This is a genomic window from Cellulomonas flavigena DSM 20109 (genome assembly GCF_000092865.1).
GTDB classification, from domain to species: Bacteria; Actinomycetota; Actinomycetes; order Actinomycetales; family Cellulomonadaceae; genus Cellulomonas; species Cellulomonas flavigena.
Map to the genome: position 1 here is coordinate 812,826 of NC_014151.1, position 16,402 is coordinate 829,227.

Below are 16,402 nucleotides of genomic sequence, written 5' to 3' on the forward strand. Positions count from 1 at the left end.
GTGGCCGCCGTGAAGGACGCCGTGCTCGAGCGGGCGGTCGACCTCGCGCGTGAGGTCGCGCTCGAGATCGCGGAGGTCCCCGACGACGTCGGTGAGTACCTGGGAGCCGTGCGCGAGTCCGAGCGGCTCGTGTCCCACCGCTTCGCGTGCACCGCGCGTGGCTACCGCGGCTGGGCGTGGACCGTCACGGTCGCGCGCGTGCCGCGTGGCCGCACCGCGACGGTCTGCGAGGCCGAGCTGCTGCCGGGTGAGGACGCGATCCTCGCCCGGCCGTGGGTGCCGTGGTCCGAGCGGCTGCGCCCCGGAGACATCGGCGCCGGCGACGTGCTGCCGTTCCGCCCCGACGACCCGCGTCTCGAGCCCGGGTACACGCCCACGGGCGACCCCGAGGTCGACGAGGTCGCGATCGACGAGCTCGCCCTCGCGCGGGTCCGCGTGCTCTCGCCGCAGGGCCGCGAGGAGGCCGCGCAGCGCTGGTACCGCGGGTCGCGCGGCCCGTCGACGGCCGGTGCGGTCGCGTCGGCCGGCGCATGCTGGTCCTGCGGGTTCCTGGTGCCGCTGCAGGGATCGCTGGGCCAGCTCTTCGCGGTGTGCGCCAACGAGTGGTCGCCGGACGACGGCAAGGTCGTGAGCCTCGACCACGGGTGCGGTGCGCACTCCGAGACGGACGTCGAGCCGGGCCCCAGCGAGTGGCCCGCCCCGGACCCGCTCGTCGACGAGCTCGCGATCGACGTGGTCGAGCGCGGCGCGCCGGCGGACGAGGTCGCGCAGGCGCCGGTCGCCGAGCCGGTCCTCGACGAGGCCGCCGCCGAGCCTGTCGCGGACGAGGCCGCCGCCGAGCCGGTTGCCGACGAGCCCGTCGCGGACGAGCCCGCCGAGCCCGTCGCGGACGAGCCCGCCGTCACCGACGAGCCCGCCACCGACGGGTCGTGACCACGGACGTCTTCGGCACCGCCGCGCTGCGTGGCGCGGTGCTGGAGGCGTGGCGGGCCTCCCCGGCGCGGCTGCGGGAGGACGCCAACACCGAGGAGGACCACGCGCGCGGCTACTACCGCGACCGCGTGCTGGTCGAGCTCGCGCAGAACGCCGCGGACGCGGCCGTGCGCGCGGGCGTCGCGGGCCGGCTGCTGCTGCGGCTGGCGACGACGGACGACGGCACCGCCGTGCTCGTCGCCGCCAACACCGGTGCGCCGCTGGACGCCGCGGGCGTGCGCTCGCTCGCGACGCTGCGCGCGTCGGCCAAGCGTGACGGTGCGCCAGGCACGGTCGGGCGGTTCGGCGTGGGGTTCGCCGCGGTGCGCGCGGTGGCCGACGAGGTCACGGTGTGCTCGACGTCGGGGGCCGTGCGGTTCTCGCTGGCCGACACGCGCCAGGTGCTCGACGAGGCCGCCGCGCAGGAGGCCGCCCAGGGCCGCCCGGCGCTCGCGGACGAGGTGCGCCGCCGCGACGGCTCGCTGCCCGCGCTGCGGCTGCCGTGGCAGGCCGAGGGCCGCCCGCCCACCGGCTACGACACGGCCGTCGTCCTGGAGCTGCGCGACGAGGTCGTCGTCGACGAGGTCCGCACGCTGCTGCGGTCGGTCGACGACGCGCTGCTGCTCGCGCTGCCGGGCCTGGTGGAGGTGCTGGTCGACGTCGAGGGCGACCCGCCGCGGCGCCTCGCGGACGTCGCCGCGCGCTGGGACGTCCTGACGGCCACGGGGGAGGTGCCGCTCGCGCTCGTCGCGGACCGGCCCGTCGAGGAGCGCACCGCGCGCGCGTGGCGGGTCACGTGGGCGCTGCCGCGCGACCCGTCCCGCGCACCCGTCCCGCACGTCGTCCACGCCCCGACCCCCACCGACGAGCCGTGCTCGCTGCCCGCGGTGCTCGTCGCGACGCTGCCGCTCGACCCGTCCCGCCGCCACGTCGCGCCCGGACCCCTCACGGACGAGGTGCTCGCCCACGCGGGCGCCGCGTACGCCGAGCTCGTGGGGCGGGTGGCCGCCGCGGGCGGGGACGTGACGCCCCTGGTGCCGACGGGCCTGCCGGCCGGTGCCGTCGACGGTGCCGTGCGCGCGGCCGCGCTCGACGCGCTGGCCCGCACGCCCGTCCTGACGCCCGCGGCCCCGGGCGAGGACCTCGTCCCGCCGCTGCGCGCGACGGTCGTGCGGGACCTCCCCGACGGGCCGGCGGCGGTCGCGCTCGCGGGCGTCGTCGCGGGGCTCGTGCGCGTACCGCCCGGCGGGCTGGCGGCCCTGCGCGCGCTGGGTGTGGAGGAGCGCACCCTCGCCGAGGTGGTCGACGAGCTGCCCACGGCCGGTGACGTCGACTGGGCCGGCCTGTACGACGCGCTGGACGCCGCGGCGCAGGACGCGACCGCGCGCGAGGGCCTGGCGGCGCTGCCGGTGCCGCTCGTCGACGGGCGTGTGGTGCGCGGGCCGCGGGGCGTCGTGCTGCTGGACGACGACGTCGCGGGCCTGGCCCCGGGGACGCTGACCGCTCTGCGCACGTGGGGCCTGCGCGTGGCGGACCCGGCGGCGGCGCGTCCGCTGCTGGCGCGGCTGGGCGCGCAGCGCGTCGACGCGGCCGCGCTGCTGGCGCACCCGGCGCTGCGGGCGGCGGTGCTGGGGCAGGCGGACGACGACGACCTCGACCACGCCGACGAGGTGACGGCAGCCGTGCTCGACGTCGTGCGCGCGGCCGGGGCCGTGCCGCCCGACGCGGCCGCGTGGCTCGGCCTGCTCACGCTCGACGCCGCGGACGGCGACGCGGCGCCCGCGCACGGTCTGGTGCTGCCCGGTGGGGCGGCGGCGCGCCTGCTCGACGACCGTGTGCTCGCGCCCGTGGCCGCCGACCTGGTGGAGCGCTGGGGGCGTGACGCGCTGGCGGCGGTGGGGGTGCGGGACGACCTGGTGGTGACGACCGTGCCGGACGTCGTCGCGGGCGTCGCGCCGCAGGACGACGGCGACGACGCCGCGTCGCTGGCCGCATCGTCGCTGGACGGCTGGGTCGAGTACGTGGACGACCTCGCGGACGTCGTGGGCGCGGGCGTGTACTGCGGGGACGTCGCGGCGGTCGCGGACCTCGACGCGGTCGACGACGAGCACTGGCCCGAGCTGCTCGCGCACGTGGCCGCGACGCCGGCGCTGCGGGCCGCGCTGGTGACGCCGGTGCGCGGTGAGGGCGGTGGGGCGCCCGGCCCGTCGTACACGGCGTGGTGGCTGCGCACGCGCGCGGACCTGCCGCTGCCGGAGGTGTTCGCGCTGCCGGGGGCCACCGGGCTGCCGGCGGCGCTCGTGCCGCCGGTGCCCGAGGTGCTGGCGGGGCTCGACGAGCCGGTGCTGCGCGCGCTCGGCGGGGTGGGGTCGCTCGCGGACGTGCCGGCGGCGGGGTGGCCCGCGGTGCTGGACCGTCTGGGTGGTCTCGGCGCGGCCGTGCCGCTGGACGTCGCGGGGCACGTGTGGCGCGCGTGGGCGTGCGGCGCCGGGCCCGTCGACCCGCCGGACGTGGTGGTGGCGCTGACGGCGCCGGGTGCCGCGCACGTCGTCGACGACGCGGTGGTGGCGGACGACCCGCGGTGGTGGCAGCTCGCGGGTGCCGACGGGGTGGCGGTGGTGCCGGTGCCCGTCGGCGCGTCGTCCGGGCGCGCCGGTGACGCCGGGCACGCCGGTGACGCCGGTAGCGCCGAGGACGCCGCCGCTCGCGTCGCGGACCTGCTGGACCTGCCGCTCGCGTCGTCGCAGGTGGACGCGGACCTCACCGGTGACGCGGAGCCGGAGGACGTGCCCGCGGCGGTCGCGGCGCTGCTGCCCGGGGCGCCGGACGTGTGGTGGCACCACGACGACCTCGAGGTCGCCGGCGTGCCGGTGGGCTGGTGGGTCACCGGGGAGGGCGAGGTGCACGCCGTGCACGTCGAGGGCCTGGCCGCGGGTCTCGCGTGGGTGGCGGGGCGCTGGGCGGTGCGCGGTGCGGTGGCGGCGCTACTGGCGTCCCCGGACGATGGTGAGGCGGCCCTCGACGTCGTGCTGGGATGAATGCCCCATCGAGGGATCAACTACCGATAAAGGTCACGTTCGGGTAACGTCCCACGCGTGCCTGTCGCCTCCCGCCGCGAGATCCGTCGCTGGCGCCAGCGACGGGTCCATCGACGGCGCCGGGTGCGGCTGGTCGGGTCAGCGGGGGTCCTCGTCGTCGCGCTGGCGCTGATCCTCCTCGCCGCACCCGGCGCGTACGCCCCGGCGGAGCAGGTGACGTTGGCCCTGACGTCGGGCGACCTCGTCGGGCGGCTCTCGGAGACCGTGTCGCGCTCCGTGGAGCGCAGCCCCGAGCCCGCGGGCGTCCCGCAACCCGAGCAGAGCACCACCGACGCCGAGCCGCCGGCCGAGCAGACCCCGGCCGCCGGGGACGCGCAGCAGGCCGAGCCGCCGCCGGCGTCACCGTCCGGCACGGCACCGTCACCGCAGCCGCGGCCCGCCGCCCAGCCCGCGGCTCCGGCCACCGCAGGCGACACCGCCACCACGATGGCCGCGGAGATCGTCACCCTCACCAACGTCGAGCGCACCGCCGCGGGGCTGCCCGAGCTGGGCGTCAACGCGTGCGCCACCGAGCAGGCCGCCGCGCGCAGCGCGCTGCTGGTGGCCGAGGGGCGCTTCGAGCACGACCCGCTGGGGCCGATCCTCGAGGCGTGCGCCGCCGGGACGGTGGGGGAGAACCTGTCGCTGGGCTACGCGTCGGCGCAGGCCGCGGTGGTGGGGTGGATGGACTCCCCGGGCCACAAGGAGAACATCCTGCGGAGGTCGTTCTCACAGATCGGCGTCGCTTGCACGCAGGGTGCGCGCGGGTGGCTGTGCGCGCAGGTGTTCGTGGGCTGAGCCCGGCGTCCCCGTGGCGGCGCTGCGGGCGGGCTCCGCGGGCGTCAGGCGGTCGGGGTCTTGCGGGCCAGCGCGTCGTGGTCGGGGCGGACCATGGCGCCGGAGCCGTCGTCCGCGAGGCGCCCGTGGGTGCGGGCCCACCGCACGCCGATCAGCCCGAGCACCGCACCGGCACCGCACGTGGCCACCCAGATGCCCGAGATCACGCCGAGCAGCCACAGCGCGCCCGTGACCGGCACCGCGGCCCCCCACACCGTCGTGCCCGCCCACATCACGCGCGCGAGGTCGACGTCGATCGGCGGCGGCGGGGTGCGCTGCGGGTGCAGCAGGGTCGAGATGACGGAGGGCACGGCCCGATCGTAGTCCGGCCGGGTGACACCGCGGGGGGACGTGGCGTCACGCGGTCGCGGCGGGGCTCCAACCCTGCAGCGCGGTGGCGATGGTGGCGACGGCGGGCGCCATCTGGTCGTACGACGCCTGGTACACCGCCTCGTTGCCGCCGATGGGGTCCTCGACGTCGTCGTCGCCCTGGCCGGCGACGTGCCGCACGGCCGCCGCGAGCGTCGGCAGGGCGCGCACCCGGTCGCCGGGGCTGCCGGCGGCGTGGACGACCGTGGGGTCGACGTGCGCGACGAGCCGCGCGAGCTCGAGCAGCGTGAACGTGCGCCGCACGGCGGCGGGGACGAGCTCGACGATCGCGGAGCGGTGCCCGCGCGTCAGGGCGATGACGAGGTCCGCGTCGCGGACCAGGTCGGCCGTGAGCTGCCGCGCGGCGAACCCGTCGGCGCTCGCGCCGGCCCCGCGGACCAGCGGCACCATCAGGTCCGAGACCGGGTGGCCCACCACGGCGCGCGTGCCGGCGGACGTCACCTCCACGTCCGACCCGACCAGCCGGGCGGCGAGCAGACGCTCGACGGCAGGGGACCGGCAGATGTTGCCGGTGCAGACCACGAGGATCCGTGCGGGCGGCTGGGGAGAGGTCATGGGTTCCGATGATGCCGGACGTGGGACGTCCGGCGTGACGTGGTCCACGGGCGAAATTGCCGCCGTAGCGGCGCGGCCCCGCGGTTTCACGTGATTCCCGCTGAAATGCGCTCTACGCTGGATGTGGACATTTGTCCCAGAACGCGGCGCTGCGGCGGTCGTGATCGGCGGTCGGCGACTAACATCGCGCACGACGACAGCGGGGGGCGTGTCCCTCGCGGCCATGGACCCGGGGGAAGAGGAGCGCGCTGTGGCTCATCCGGGGTGGGGCCCTGAGTGGACGACGCAGCAGATCCCCGTGGTGCCCGAGGCCATGGTGAAGCGCAAGCCGCGCGCGTCCGGGCGGGGGGAGCGGCCGCGACCGCCGCGCCGCCGCCGCGAGGGCCCGGCGGGGCAGTCCACCGTGGAGATGTTGCGCAGCGCACACCCGCGCCGCCGGGCTGCGTGGGTGAGTCTGATCGGCTTCGCGTTCGTCCTGGGGGCGAGCGCCGCGTGGTTCGTGTTCTCCGCGCTGGAGGCGCGTGACGCCCTGCTCGCCGCCCGCAGCGACGTCGGGCTGCTCCAGGAGCAGGCGCGTACGGGCGACGTCGACGGTGCGCGCGCGACCCTCGAGGACGTGCAGCGCCACGCCTCCGTCGCGAGGTCCCGCACCGGCGGGCCCGTGTGGGCGGCCGCGGGCGTTGTTCCCCGTGTGGGCCCGAACGTCCGGGCCGTGCAGACGGTGGCGGCGTCGATCGACGACCTCGCCCGCGGCGCGCTGCCGTCGCTCGTCGACGCGACGGCCGTGGTCGACCCCGCACGGCTCGCACCGGTCGACGGCCGTGTCGACCTCGCGCCCCTGCAGTCGGTGGCCCCCGGGCTCAGCGCCGCTGCCGAAACCGTCCGGGCGGCGACCCTGTGCCTCGACGCCGTCGACACCGCGGCGCTGATGCCGCAGGTGGGGGAGCCGTTCGAGCAGCTCCGCGCGCAGCTCGCCGCGGTGGGCGCGGACACCGCGACCGCGGCACGGGCCGCGGCGCTGCTGCCGGGGATGATGGGGATGGACGGCCCGCGCCAGCACCTGCTGCTGGTGCAGAACAACGCCGAGCCCCGCGCGCTGGGCGGGATCCCTGGAGCGGTGATCCTGCTGCGGGCGGACCAGGGTGCGGTGGAGATGGTGGAGCTGCGGAACGCCGCCGGTGAGCTGTCCGGACTGCCCGAGCCCGCCCTGCCGCTCACGGACGTGGAGCTGGCGCTGTTCGGGCGACAGCTCGGTATCTACATGGCGGACGTGACCTTCACCCCGGACTTCCCGCGCGGTGCCGAGATGGCGGCGGCCATCTGGGAGAAGCAGCTGGGCGGCAGGATCGACGGAGTCCTCTCGATCGACACTGGGGGTCTGGCTGCCGTGCTCGGGGCGATCGGGCCTGTCGCGATGCCCGACGGAGCCGTCGCTGAGGCGACTGGAGGCCAGCTGACCTCGGAGAACGCCGTCGAGGTGCTCAACAACACGGTCTACCGGCTGGTCGAGGACTCGGCCGAGCAGGACGCCTTCTACGCCGCCACGGGCGCGGCGATCTTCGACGCGGTGCTGGCCGGCGAGGGTCAGCCGGTGCCGACGATCGATGCGCTCGCGTCAGCCGCGCGCGATGGTCAGCTGCTGGTGTGGTCGGCACACGGCGAGGAGCAGCGGCAGATCGCGGGCACCGTGCTGAGCGGTGAGCTGCGAGGGTCCCGCGACGGGACGCCGGTGGTGGGCTTCTACGTCAACGACGGCACCGGCTCGAAGATCGGGTACTACCTGCAGGCGGAGTACGAGGTCACGCCGGGGCAGTGCTACGCCGACGGGTCGCGCCTGATCGACGTCGAGGCGACCTTCACCTCGACGGCGCCCCCCGAGGTCATCGACATGCCGCCCTACATCAGTGGCACCCGACTCGAGCCGGGGCGCATGCGCTTCAACGTCCTCGCGTACGCGCCGCGCGACGGCCTCGTCGACGGCGTCGAGGTCCAGGACGGGAGGACGGGAGGTGCCTCGCACGTCCACGACGACCTCTTCGTGGTCGCCAGGACCGTCGAGCTCGACCCGGGCGAGTCCACCGTCATCAACTATCAGATTCGTAGTGGACCCGGACAAAGTGGTGCGCCTGAAGTGCGCACGACACCGCTGGTCGACAACCGGGTGAATGTGGTTGAGGGCTGGCAGTGCGGGTGAGGATGCGTATGCTGTGTACCGATCGTATTTTCTAGGGCTATACGGCACGCCCGCACAGCCCAAGGGGGGGTCCCTCGTGAACCGTCGTATCTTTGCTTCGCTCGCCGCCGCCGCGGCGCTCGCCGTCCTGCCCAGTGCTGCAGCCCAGGCGTACGTCGCACCCGGCGTCGACCTCGAGGTGACGGACACGACGCCCGCGCCGGGGCAGGCGATCCAGGTCGTCTTCGAAGGCACCACCGTCGGTGAGAGCTACACCCTGACCATCACGTCGAACCCGACGTCGATCCCGAGCAGCAGCATCCAGATCGCCGGTACGGCGTCCTCGACGAAGGTCGCGGCCTCGGACAGCGTCGCCTGGACCGTGACGCTGCAGCAGGCCGGCTCGTACGCCGCCGCGATCACCGACGCGGACGGCACGCTGCTCGCCAGCTCGACGCTCGTGGTGGCCGCGCCGGGCGCGACGCCTGCGCCGTCGGGCTCGGGTCTCGCGACGACGGGCAGCGACCCGCTGGCTCTGGGTCTAGGTGCGGCGGGGATCAGCGTTCTTGGCGTGGCGACGGTTCTTGTCGTGCGTCGCCGACAGAGCGCCGCGCGCTCCTGACAGGTGCAGGCTGCATCACAAGCAGGGGGCTGGGACTGATTGGTCCCAGCCCCTGCTTGTCACTCAAGCTGCCGCACCGATAGGAATCGCGACGAGACGCGTGCCGAGATACCGAGTGTCGCTAAGTGGACGGGCTATGAAGGATGCGCGCCTAGACTCGTCCCCTCGATGGATTCGAGCGTGGGTCGTCCTAGTCGTGGTGGCCGCGTTCGGGCCATACATTGGCGCCGGGATACGAACTGAGCAACTAGTTGTTTATGGCTCAGCTGCCGTTGCCGTGATCGCCCCTGGACCGATTGTTAGGTCGAAGACTCTCGGACCGATGTTGTTCATCCTCCTATGGGGTCTGGTGTTCGTCATTCCCCTCGTCGGATCAATAGAAGCTCCGAATCTGACGCCATACCCGTCGGGGTCGTTTCTTGCTGGACTAGACAATTTTGCCTTGCCCTTGGCGATGATCCTGCTGACATGGTGGTGGGCATCACGCGATTCCAGTCTCCGCCTTCTCTACACCGCCGCCACGACGATCGTCGTAACACTGGCTGGTAATGCTGCGCTCTCCCTCCTCTACTTTGGGTCACCGCCGGAATGGTTGAGGATATTCTGGTCTACCGGTGAGCGCGAGTCCGTTGCTGCTCAGGCCGCAACAATGGGACGATACTCTGGAATTGTTAATCAGCCAGCCGAGGCTGGCGTCGCGTACAGTCTCGCGATTATCTGCCTGTTGTATATCGTAAACGAACCAAAGAAGCGGTTTCGTTCGGGGCTCTTTCTGGTTTGCGGCTCCCTCATAGTTATCGGCGGCGTGCTGACGGCGTCCAAGGTGTTCCTAATAGGCGGCTTGCCGCTTGCGGCATTTATGGTGCTGCGTGAGTCGAGAGGGCGAGGAAGAGCGATCCTACTGACCGTCGCCGCGACGACGTCTTTCGTCGCCGTCAGTTCAATGGGGCTTCTTCCTGAATGGACCGGTTCACGAATGGTGAGTCGACTGCTGGGCGTCGAGGGCATGTCGACGACACGACTGCTTTCGGCGGGCAGGCTTGGTGAGGGCGGGACCTTGGAGAGAACCATCGCCCCCGTACTGGACCATCATCCATTCTTTGGTGTTGGAATGCGGGGCGTCGTGGTGGCGTACGATTCAGCGTGGGTTGAGGCGCTAGTTGTCGGCGGAGTAGTTACCGCTCTACTGCTAGCAATCACCCTAATTTCTCTGGCTTGGCGCTGGTGGTCTCTTCGACGGGCGCTTCCTAGGTCTGCGTGGTTTGTCGGCGGTGCTGTTTTGATGGTGGCGGCCGGGGCCTCGGTCGGTGTTCCTGTATTTACGGGAAATCGAATTGCCACCCTACTCTGGCTTTTGCTCGGCCTGCTTTTGACCAGCAGGTCGCCATCAAAAGCTTTCCGCGACGGGCGGGCAGGAACGGAGAAGCGCGCGTTTAGAGCGCTCAGCGTGACTTTGGTTGACGTGCCAGTTGCATCCGCATATCCCGACCGACTATCTACGCGGCGATCCGACAGCTCCCACGATCTATTACTCCCGCGCAATGATCCCGAGTAGCCAAATGCAAACGAACTGGTTTCTCAAACAATGACGTTGAAGTCAGGCTAAGGTGCAATGCGCGCGAGGAAAAATATGTCCTCCTGAATTCCAAGGTCTCGGGGTGTAGTTGAGCTATCTGAAGCGATGGGTTCGCCGTGCGACTTCTGGTCGCGTCGGGGCTGCGGTCGCGTCGAACGGCTTGGTAAGTCTCGCTAGTCTGCTTCTTTCGGTAGGGGCGGCTCGGTTGTCCAGTGTGGACGAGTTCGGGGAGTATGCGGCGGCTCTTCTCGTCTGCACCATCATTTTGGGGGTCGTCCGAGCGGCCGTTGTCGACACAGCTCTGGCGCGGGGCGTCGACGAGGCCGCAGGACGCCGGACGTCGCGGCGTTTATCGCTGCTGGCTCTGGTGGCGACGGTGTTCGTTGTCGCATTAGCGATCACCTTGGCGAGCCCATACATGGGAGTTCTCGCGCCCGCCATCTACGGGCTCGTGCTCCTTGACTATGCGCGGATAACTCAGTCGGCGATGCTGGATAAGCGGGCAGCCGTTACGCTGTCAGCGGCCTGGTCGGTTCCGACGGCTACTGCGGCAGTCGTCTCGTTCCTGCTGCCGTTGGCGCCCCTACTCTTATTCGGCATCTGGGCCTTGGGGGGCGCGGCTGTGGGCTATTGGCATGCGATTAGATCAGATATCATCGCGGCGCCGGCGTGGCCGCGACAGCCAACGGAGAGCCGAGCGGCTCTCTGGTTTACGCTCGACTACGCGGCGGGATCGGGCGGCGCCGCGTTGAGCACCATCGGGCTCGGCGCTTTTCTCGGCGCGCCTGCGCTAGGAGCCCTGCGTGGGGCAGGAACGGTACTCGGCCCTATCAATATCCTGTCATCCACTGTTCGATCCCTGATGATCCGACGACTCGCGGCAATGAGCTTGGTCGGGCCTAAGCACGAGTTGGCGAGCGCCGTCAGAGCGACGATCGCTCTCTCAGCGTTGCTCATCGGGATCGCGGCTGTCGCGGTTGCGGTCCCCGACTCGATCGGTGTTGCTGTACTGGGCGAAACATGGGCTGTAGCGCGCCCGGCGCTACCCGCGATCGCTCTGGAGGCCGTCCTGGGCTTCGTGTCGAGCGTGCCAGCGGCGGGACATCGCGCCGCCCTGGCGGGCCGCCGTACGCTTGTGCTTCGGCTCGCCACAGGCATCCCGCGTCCGGTTATTGTTATTGCTGTCGGAATCTCGGCAGGAGTGGTGGCGGCAGCATGGGCGATGGCTGGCATCGCGGCAGTCAATGCTGCAATATGGTGGGCAAGTTATGTACGCATGCTACGGGCGAGGCTGGGCTGAGTCTTGGTGGTCTTCGCAAAAAGGGATGCAGCATCGAGGCGCCGGCGGTGTCATAGCGTCGTAGCAACGGTCCAGGTCAGGGGGTTGCTCGGGTGCGGCGGATGGTGACGGTCGATGACAGGGTCGAGATCCTGGCGGGGCTACGCGCGAAGGAGTCGTTGCGCTCGATCGCGCGGCGGATCGGTCGGGACGCCTCGGTCGTCTCCCGGGAGGTCGCTCGGAACTCGTTGAAGACCCGCGGGTACCAGCTGGTCCATGCCGACAACACCGCCGCGGCCCGTCGCCGGCGTCCGCAGGTCGGCAAGATCGCCGCCGACGAGGTGTTGTCCGCGCGGGTCCTGGCGGACCTGAAGCACTCGCGCACACCCCGGCAGATCGCCGGACGCTTGCGCCGCGAGGCCGACGACGACACCGTGGGCCTGATGAACGGTTCGGTGCCCGCGCACGGCAAGGTCGTGTCCCACGAGGCGATCTACCGGTACATCTACGCCCTGCCCAAGGGTGAGCTCGCCCGGCACGGGATCATGCTGCGCACCAAGCGCACCCGCCGTCGTCCGCGTCGTGATCTGGGCGAACGTGGTGCCCCGATCGTGGGGATGACCAGCATCGAGGCCCGTCCGGACATCGCCGACCGGCGGGTGCCCGGGCACTGGGAAGGTGACCTGATCATCGGCGCGCACGGCAGGACCGCCGCGGCGACCCTGGTCGAGCGCACCACCCGGTTCACGGTCCTGCTCGCACTGCAGCACGGCAAGGACTCGACCGCGCTGGCCGACACCCTCATCGAGACCGTCACCGGACTGCCCGCGATGATGCGCCAGTCCCTGACCTGGGACCAGGGCAGCGAGATGGCCCGCCACGGGCACCTGACCCTGGCCACCGACCTGCCGGTCTACTTCGCCCACCCCCGCTCACCATGGGAACGCGGCACGAACGAGAACACCAACGGTCTGATCCGCGAGTACCTGCCCAAGGGCACCACGATCCCCACCCACCAGCCCTACCTGACCTCGATCGCCGAAGAACTCAACGAACGACCCCGCGCAGCACTCGGGTTCCTCACACCCCGCGAAGCCTTCGAACGACTCCTCGTTGCTTCCACGGATTGACACCGCCGCCGGCCATGTGGGGCAACGTTCATCTCGCGGCATCGGCGCCACAAACAGTGCCGGCAGCAGGCATTGTTTGTCGTGACTCGACCGCACACTGCTGATCGATCCTAGTTGCGTACAGAAGATATTGCGCCGAGTTCCTGATACGTCTGCAAGACGCGCCTGAAAGTGGATTCGGACGAGAAATATTCTCTCGCGTGGTCACGCGCGGCTGGCGACATCGCATGACCGGCACCTTCGAGAACGTTGACAACGCGCGCTGCGAGGAGGCGCGCGCAATCCGCGGATTGCTCGACCAAATAGCCTGTAATTCCATGCTTTACGGTTTCGCGGGTACCCGCTGTGGCGGTTGCTACGACCGGCAAGCCCGAACTCATGGCTTCCAGTACAGACAGGCCGAGACCCTCCTCGTACGACCCTTGGATGTACACCGAAGCCTCCCTGTAGAGAGAGGGGAGGTCTTCGTCAGCGACGTCGGCCCGGACGATCACGTGGCCATTCGTCGGGACGTTGCTAATTGCGCTCAGGATGTGCGGTGGAAGTGCACCATGGCCGGCCAGCACGAGGGAAGGCGGGTTCGGGAGAACTAGGCAGAGCTCGTGGTATGCAGCGACGACCCGGTCGTGGCCCTTCCGCGTATCTGCGAGGCGACCCATGCTCACTATCGGGCCGCTCCCGGACCAGGGTGTGGCTCCCGGGCGGAAGCGGGCGGCGTCGACTCCGGGCGGCGCTAGCAGCACGAGACCGCTCGAATGCTCGCGGGCGTAGTCCAGCATCTCCACGTTCATTACGAGTACTGCGTCGACGGTTGCGAGCGCATGGCGCTCGAGCCTGTCGACCGCCAGGGTGTTGAGCGTTCTTGCAGCCCGCAGAGCGCGATGTGGCGCTCTTACCGATTCCCGTTCCCATGAGACGCGAGTGGCTACCTGAAGTACCTTGGGTCGTCCGGCACGAGCGGCTGCGAGCGCAAGCGCCGGTGCCCCGGCAACCACATGGACGACGTCATACCTATCTAGGCGTCGAGTCAATGACCTGCGCGGCAGATAGCGCGCAGGCTCGAACTCCGCGACAGACGCACCGACGTGCCAGGTACGAGAGTCCGTCTCATTTCGTTCGATGCGTATGGAGGTGAACCAGGTGCGTGGATCGCGCAACCTTCGGCTGAGGGGATCATTGCTCGATGTAGCGAGTTCGTATACGTCGGCTGTATGTCCCACATGCTCCAACTGGCTTCGTAACCATCGTGCAGTCGTCTGAATGCCACCAGATGTCGAGTAGCCTTGCGTGATGATAGCTATCGAAAGACTTCGGTCGTTGATCACCAGTCTCCTCGGGTCGATATTAATGGTCACATTGCGCTAGTTCTGAAAGTCTTTCGGTAGGTTAGGTACTCTCGCAGGGTGCAGCTCTTGGACGACTGGCTCGAAGGGAAGCAATTGCATCGGGGAACCTGTACGCGTCCGTTAGGTTGAAATCATGGACGTCTCTGCTGTCTGCAGCGCTTGAGTTCGACCTCGACTGCCGGCGCCGACGGTACGCTTTGCCGCCACGACACGTAGGCTCTGAGGCACTGGTTGCGGGCGACTTGGCGTTCAGAAGGACTGCGCCGGTTCCAGCGGGTGATGGCCGCCGACCAAGCGTGTGGGTCAAGATCCGTGACGACTTCACCGCCGCCCGCACGTAGGACGTCGCTCCACGGGGTCCGGTCGGAGCACAAGGTGGGGCAACCGACTGAGAGGCTCTCCGCAATAGCGTGGCAGAAGTTCTCGCCTCGTGTGGGGAGCAGGAAGCCGTCGTACTGGGCGAACGTTGTCTGAACGAGGTCGGGGCCGAGAAGTCCTCGATAAGTGACGCTCACGTGCTCGGGAAGCGTGGCTATAGCAGCCAGGCACTCGTCCCAGTATGGGCGGTCTTCGATCGGGCCGAAGATGTCGAGCGAGACCGAATCCTCTACGTGGCGCAAGGACTCGATGAGTAGGAGTACGTTCTTCATGCGTGCAATTCGACCAACGAAAACGAAACGGGAATTCGAGGTGACTTCCGCTACCGCGGCCGCCGGAGCTGGTCCCCGATCGTGCTGGTAAACGATCTCGTTTTCACGAATCCAAGGTAGGGACTTGCGGATCATTGCGGCCTCGGACATGGAGGATGCTTGCATCGTCGGTCGGCACAAGCGTAGTGCAAGGGACCATATCGGAAACGCTAGGCGCTTCTTACCCGTCTTGAGAGCAAGGGCCCCTGGTGAAAGCTCCCCTCGCGGCGCGAGAATCACCTTCCGGGGGCGGAGAGCTCGAAGCAACACCGCCAGAACGGGAAGCATTGTGAACTGAGGCGACCAAAAGCTGTTAAGATAAAGAACTTCTGGTCGGGCCCTGCGGACCGACAGAAGTGCGCGCCACCAATCGGGTAGACGCGTCGTGTCGACGTAAAGGATCTCGTGGCGTCCGCGTTCGACAAGAGCGCCGCTGAGTCCCTCGTACGGAGCATCATCACCCAGGTCTCGGTCGGACGTCACGACAAGGCATGAAATGTCTTTAGCGAGAGAGTCTAGGCCGTCGGCGACCGCCCGGATCGGGCCGCCGGCCTTATAGCCGGGCTCGAATCTTGCCGTCAGGACGACGATTGGATGATGCTTCGGTGTGGCACTTCTCATCACCGCAGCCCCGCCCATCCCGCGTGACGTCGCGCGGTCGAATGAATGAATGAAACTGCCCGCGTAGATGTGTCGACGATCCGATACTCCGCTGGTGCGCGGTGCTGTTGATTGCGCTCAGAGTGCGATGAGATTGCTAGAGCAACGGCCGGTACGACGTCGCGCACGTCGAGTCCCGTCATCAGGATAGCGCCCGAATCGAGCGCTTCCGGTCTTTCGATCGCATCACGAAGCGTAACCGCGGGAAATCCCAAAATCGATGCTTCCTCGGCGATCGTTCCTGAGTCGGATAGGACGCAGGCTGCGCCCAACTGCAATCGGTTGTAATCGTGGAAACCAAAGGGCGCATGGAGAATCACACCGCGTGGAAGCGTGGCCCCGAGCGCGTCCAGCCGCTGACGCGTGCGCGGGTGGGTCGAGACGTACACTGGTAGCTGCCATTCCTTGTGGATGGCATCGAGGCAGTCGAGTAGCATTCGCAATCGAGTTTGGGAATCGACGTTCTCTTGCCGGTGAGCCGAGACAAGCATGTACTGACCCTCGCCGACGCCGATGCGGTCGAGAATGTCGCTCGCATCGATCTGGGGACGATAGTGTTCGAGGACCTCGCGCATGGGAGAGCCGGTCAGCATGATCCGGCGCGGGTGGAGTCCCTCGGCGAGAAGGTTCCTACGAGCATGCTCTGTATAGACCAGATTGAAGTCGGCTATATGGTCAACCATGCGGCGGTTGGTTTCTTCCGGCACGTTTTCGTCGAACGACCGGTTGCCAGCCTCCATATGGTAGACGGGCATCTGCATGCGCTTCGCCATGAGCGCCGCGATGCAGCTGTTGGTGTCGCCAAGAACTAACACGGCGTCGGGCTTCTCTTCCAGGAGGAGCGCTTCAATGCGAATGAGCGTCTCGCCCAGGACGCGGCCTAGGGACGAGGTGTCAACGCCGAGCAGGTGATTGGGGTGACGGATACCGAGGTCTTGAAAAAACACTTCATTGAGCGTGTAGTCATAGTTCTGTCCCGTGTGGACGAGGACGTGGTTGACGGTCTCGTCGAGACGGGCGATCACCCGGGATAGCCTGATGAGTTCAGGTCGGGTCCCGACGATCGTCATGACCTTCAGCACGTACGTACCTCTTC

Annotated in this window: 13 protein-coding genes; 8 read left to right on the plus strand and 5 right to left on the minus strand. The window is 69.4% G+C overall.

The features are described from left to right. From CFLA_RS03775 to CFLA_RS18885, 3 genes are read left to right on the plus strand one after another with little or no spacing between them, the layout of a single operon-like run. Entirely contained in the window at positions 1-933 is a 933-nt protein-coding gene (locus CFLA_RS03775; RefSeq protein WP_013115992.1) for a DUF3027 domain-containing protein, read from the plus strand. Continuing rightward, complete coding sequence (locus CFLA_RS03780; protein WP_013115993.1) at positions 930-4,010, plus strand: sacsin N-terminal ATP-binding-like domain-containing protein; 3,081 nt, start codon at positions 930-932, stop codon at positions 4,008-4,010. The genes CFLA_RS03775 and CFLA_RS03780 overlap by 4 nt, the downstream gene beginning before the upstream one ends. 57 nt (positions 4,011-4,067) lie before the next feature. Further along, the gene (locus CFLA_RS18885) at positions 4,068-4,847 is read left to right on the plus strand and encodes a CAP domain-containing protein (protein ID WP_148234277.1); all 780 of its coding nucleotides are present in this window, start codon (positions 4,068-4,070) and stop codon (positions 4,845-4,847) included. 44 nt (positions 4,848-4,891) lie between these two features. Here the strand turns inward: CFLA_RS18885 and CFLA_RS03790 are convergent, their stop codons facing one another. Both CFLA_RS03790 and CFLA_RS03795 read right to left on the minus strand, forming a co-directional pair. Next, entirely contained in the window at positions 4,892-5,197 is a 306-nt protein-coding gene (locus CFLA_RS03790) for a hypothetical protein (RefSeq protein WP_013115995.1), read from the minus strand. Between the two features lie 46 nt (positions 5,198-5,243). After that, a complete protein-coding gene (locus tag CFLA_RS03795; RefSeq protein WP_013115996.1) occupies positions 5,244-5,831 on the minus strand; it encodes an arsenate reductase/protein-tyrosine-phosphatase family protein in 588 nt (195 codons plus the stop codon). Positions 5,832-6,279: 448 nt separating this feature from the next. Here CFLA_RS03795 and CFLA_RS03800 point away from each other — a divergent pair, with 448 nt between their 5' ends. From CFLA_RS03800 to CFLA_RS03815, 5 genes are all read left to right on the plus strand, one after another. Continuing rightward, on the plus strand, positions 6,280-8,025 hold the full coding sequence (locus CFLA_RS03800) for a DUF4012 domain-containing protein (protein WP_187291325.1): 1,746 nt from the start codon (positions 6,280-6,282) through the stop codon (positions 8,023-8,025). 76 nt (positions 8,026-8,101) lie between these two features. Next, complete coding sequence (locus CFLA_RS03805) at positions 8,102-8,626, plus strand: hypothetical protein (RefSeq protein ID WP_043598771.1); 525 nt, start codon at positions 8,102-8,104, stop codon at positions 8,624-8,626. 322 nt (positions 8,627-8,948) lie between these two features. Then, positions 8,949-10,181, plus strand: coding sequence for a hypothetical protein (locus CFLA_RS19915; RefSeq protein ID WP_148234278.1), 1,233 nt, complete (start codon positions 8,949-8,951; stop codon positions 10,179-10,181). 235 nt (positions 10,182-10,416) lie between these two features. Continuing rightward, positions 10,417-11,502 carry an MATE family efflux transporter gene (locus CFLA_RS03810; RefSeq protein ID WP_013116000.1) on the plus strand — a complete coding sequence of 362 codons (1,086 nt, stop codon included), beginning with the start codon at positions 10,417-10,419 and terminating at the stop codon, positions 11,500-11,502. A gap of 101 nt (positions 11,503-11,603) precedes the next feature. Then, the gene (locus CFLA_RS03815) at positions 11,604-12,611 is read left to right on the plus strand and encodes an IS30 family transposase (protein ID WP_043598774.1); all 1,008 of its coding nucleotides are present in this window, start codon (positions 11,604-11,606) and stop codon (positions 12,609-12,611) included. Positions 12,612-12,721: 110 nt separating this feature from the next. Here CFLA_RS03815 and CFLA_RS19920 read toward each other — a convergent pair whose 3' ends face one another. The 3 genes from CFLA_RS19920 to wecB form a co-directional block, all read right to left on the minus strand. Beyond that, positions 12,722-13,966, minus strand: coding sequence for a glycosyltransferase (locus CFLA_RS19920; protein ID WP_148234279.1), 1,245 nt, complete (start codon positions 13,964-13,966; stop codon positions 12,722-12,724). Positions 13,967-14,088: 122 nt separating this feature from the next. Continuing rightward, on the minus strand, positions 14,089-15,285 hold the full coding sequence (locus tag CFLA_RS21170) for a glycosyltransferase (RefSeq protein WP_081449643.1): 1,197 nt from the start codon (positions 15,283-15,285) through the stop codon (positions 14,089-14,091). After that, positions 15,267-16,388, minus strand: a complete 1,122-nt coding sequence (gene wecB / locus CFLA_RS03820; RefSeq protein WP_013116004.1) for a non-hydrolyzing UDP-N-acetylglucosamine 2-epimerase — start codon at positions 16,386-16,388, stop codon at positions 15,267-15,269. Before wecB ends, CFLA_RS21170 begins: the two co-directional genes overlap by 19 nt. Between the last annotated feature and the right edge of the window lie 14 nt (positions 16,389-16,402).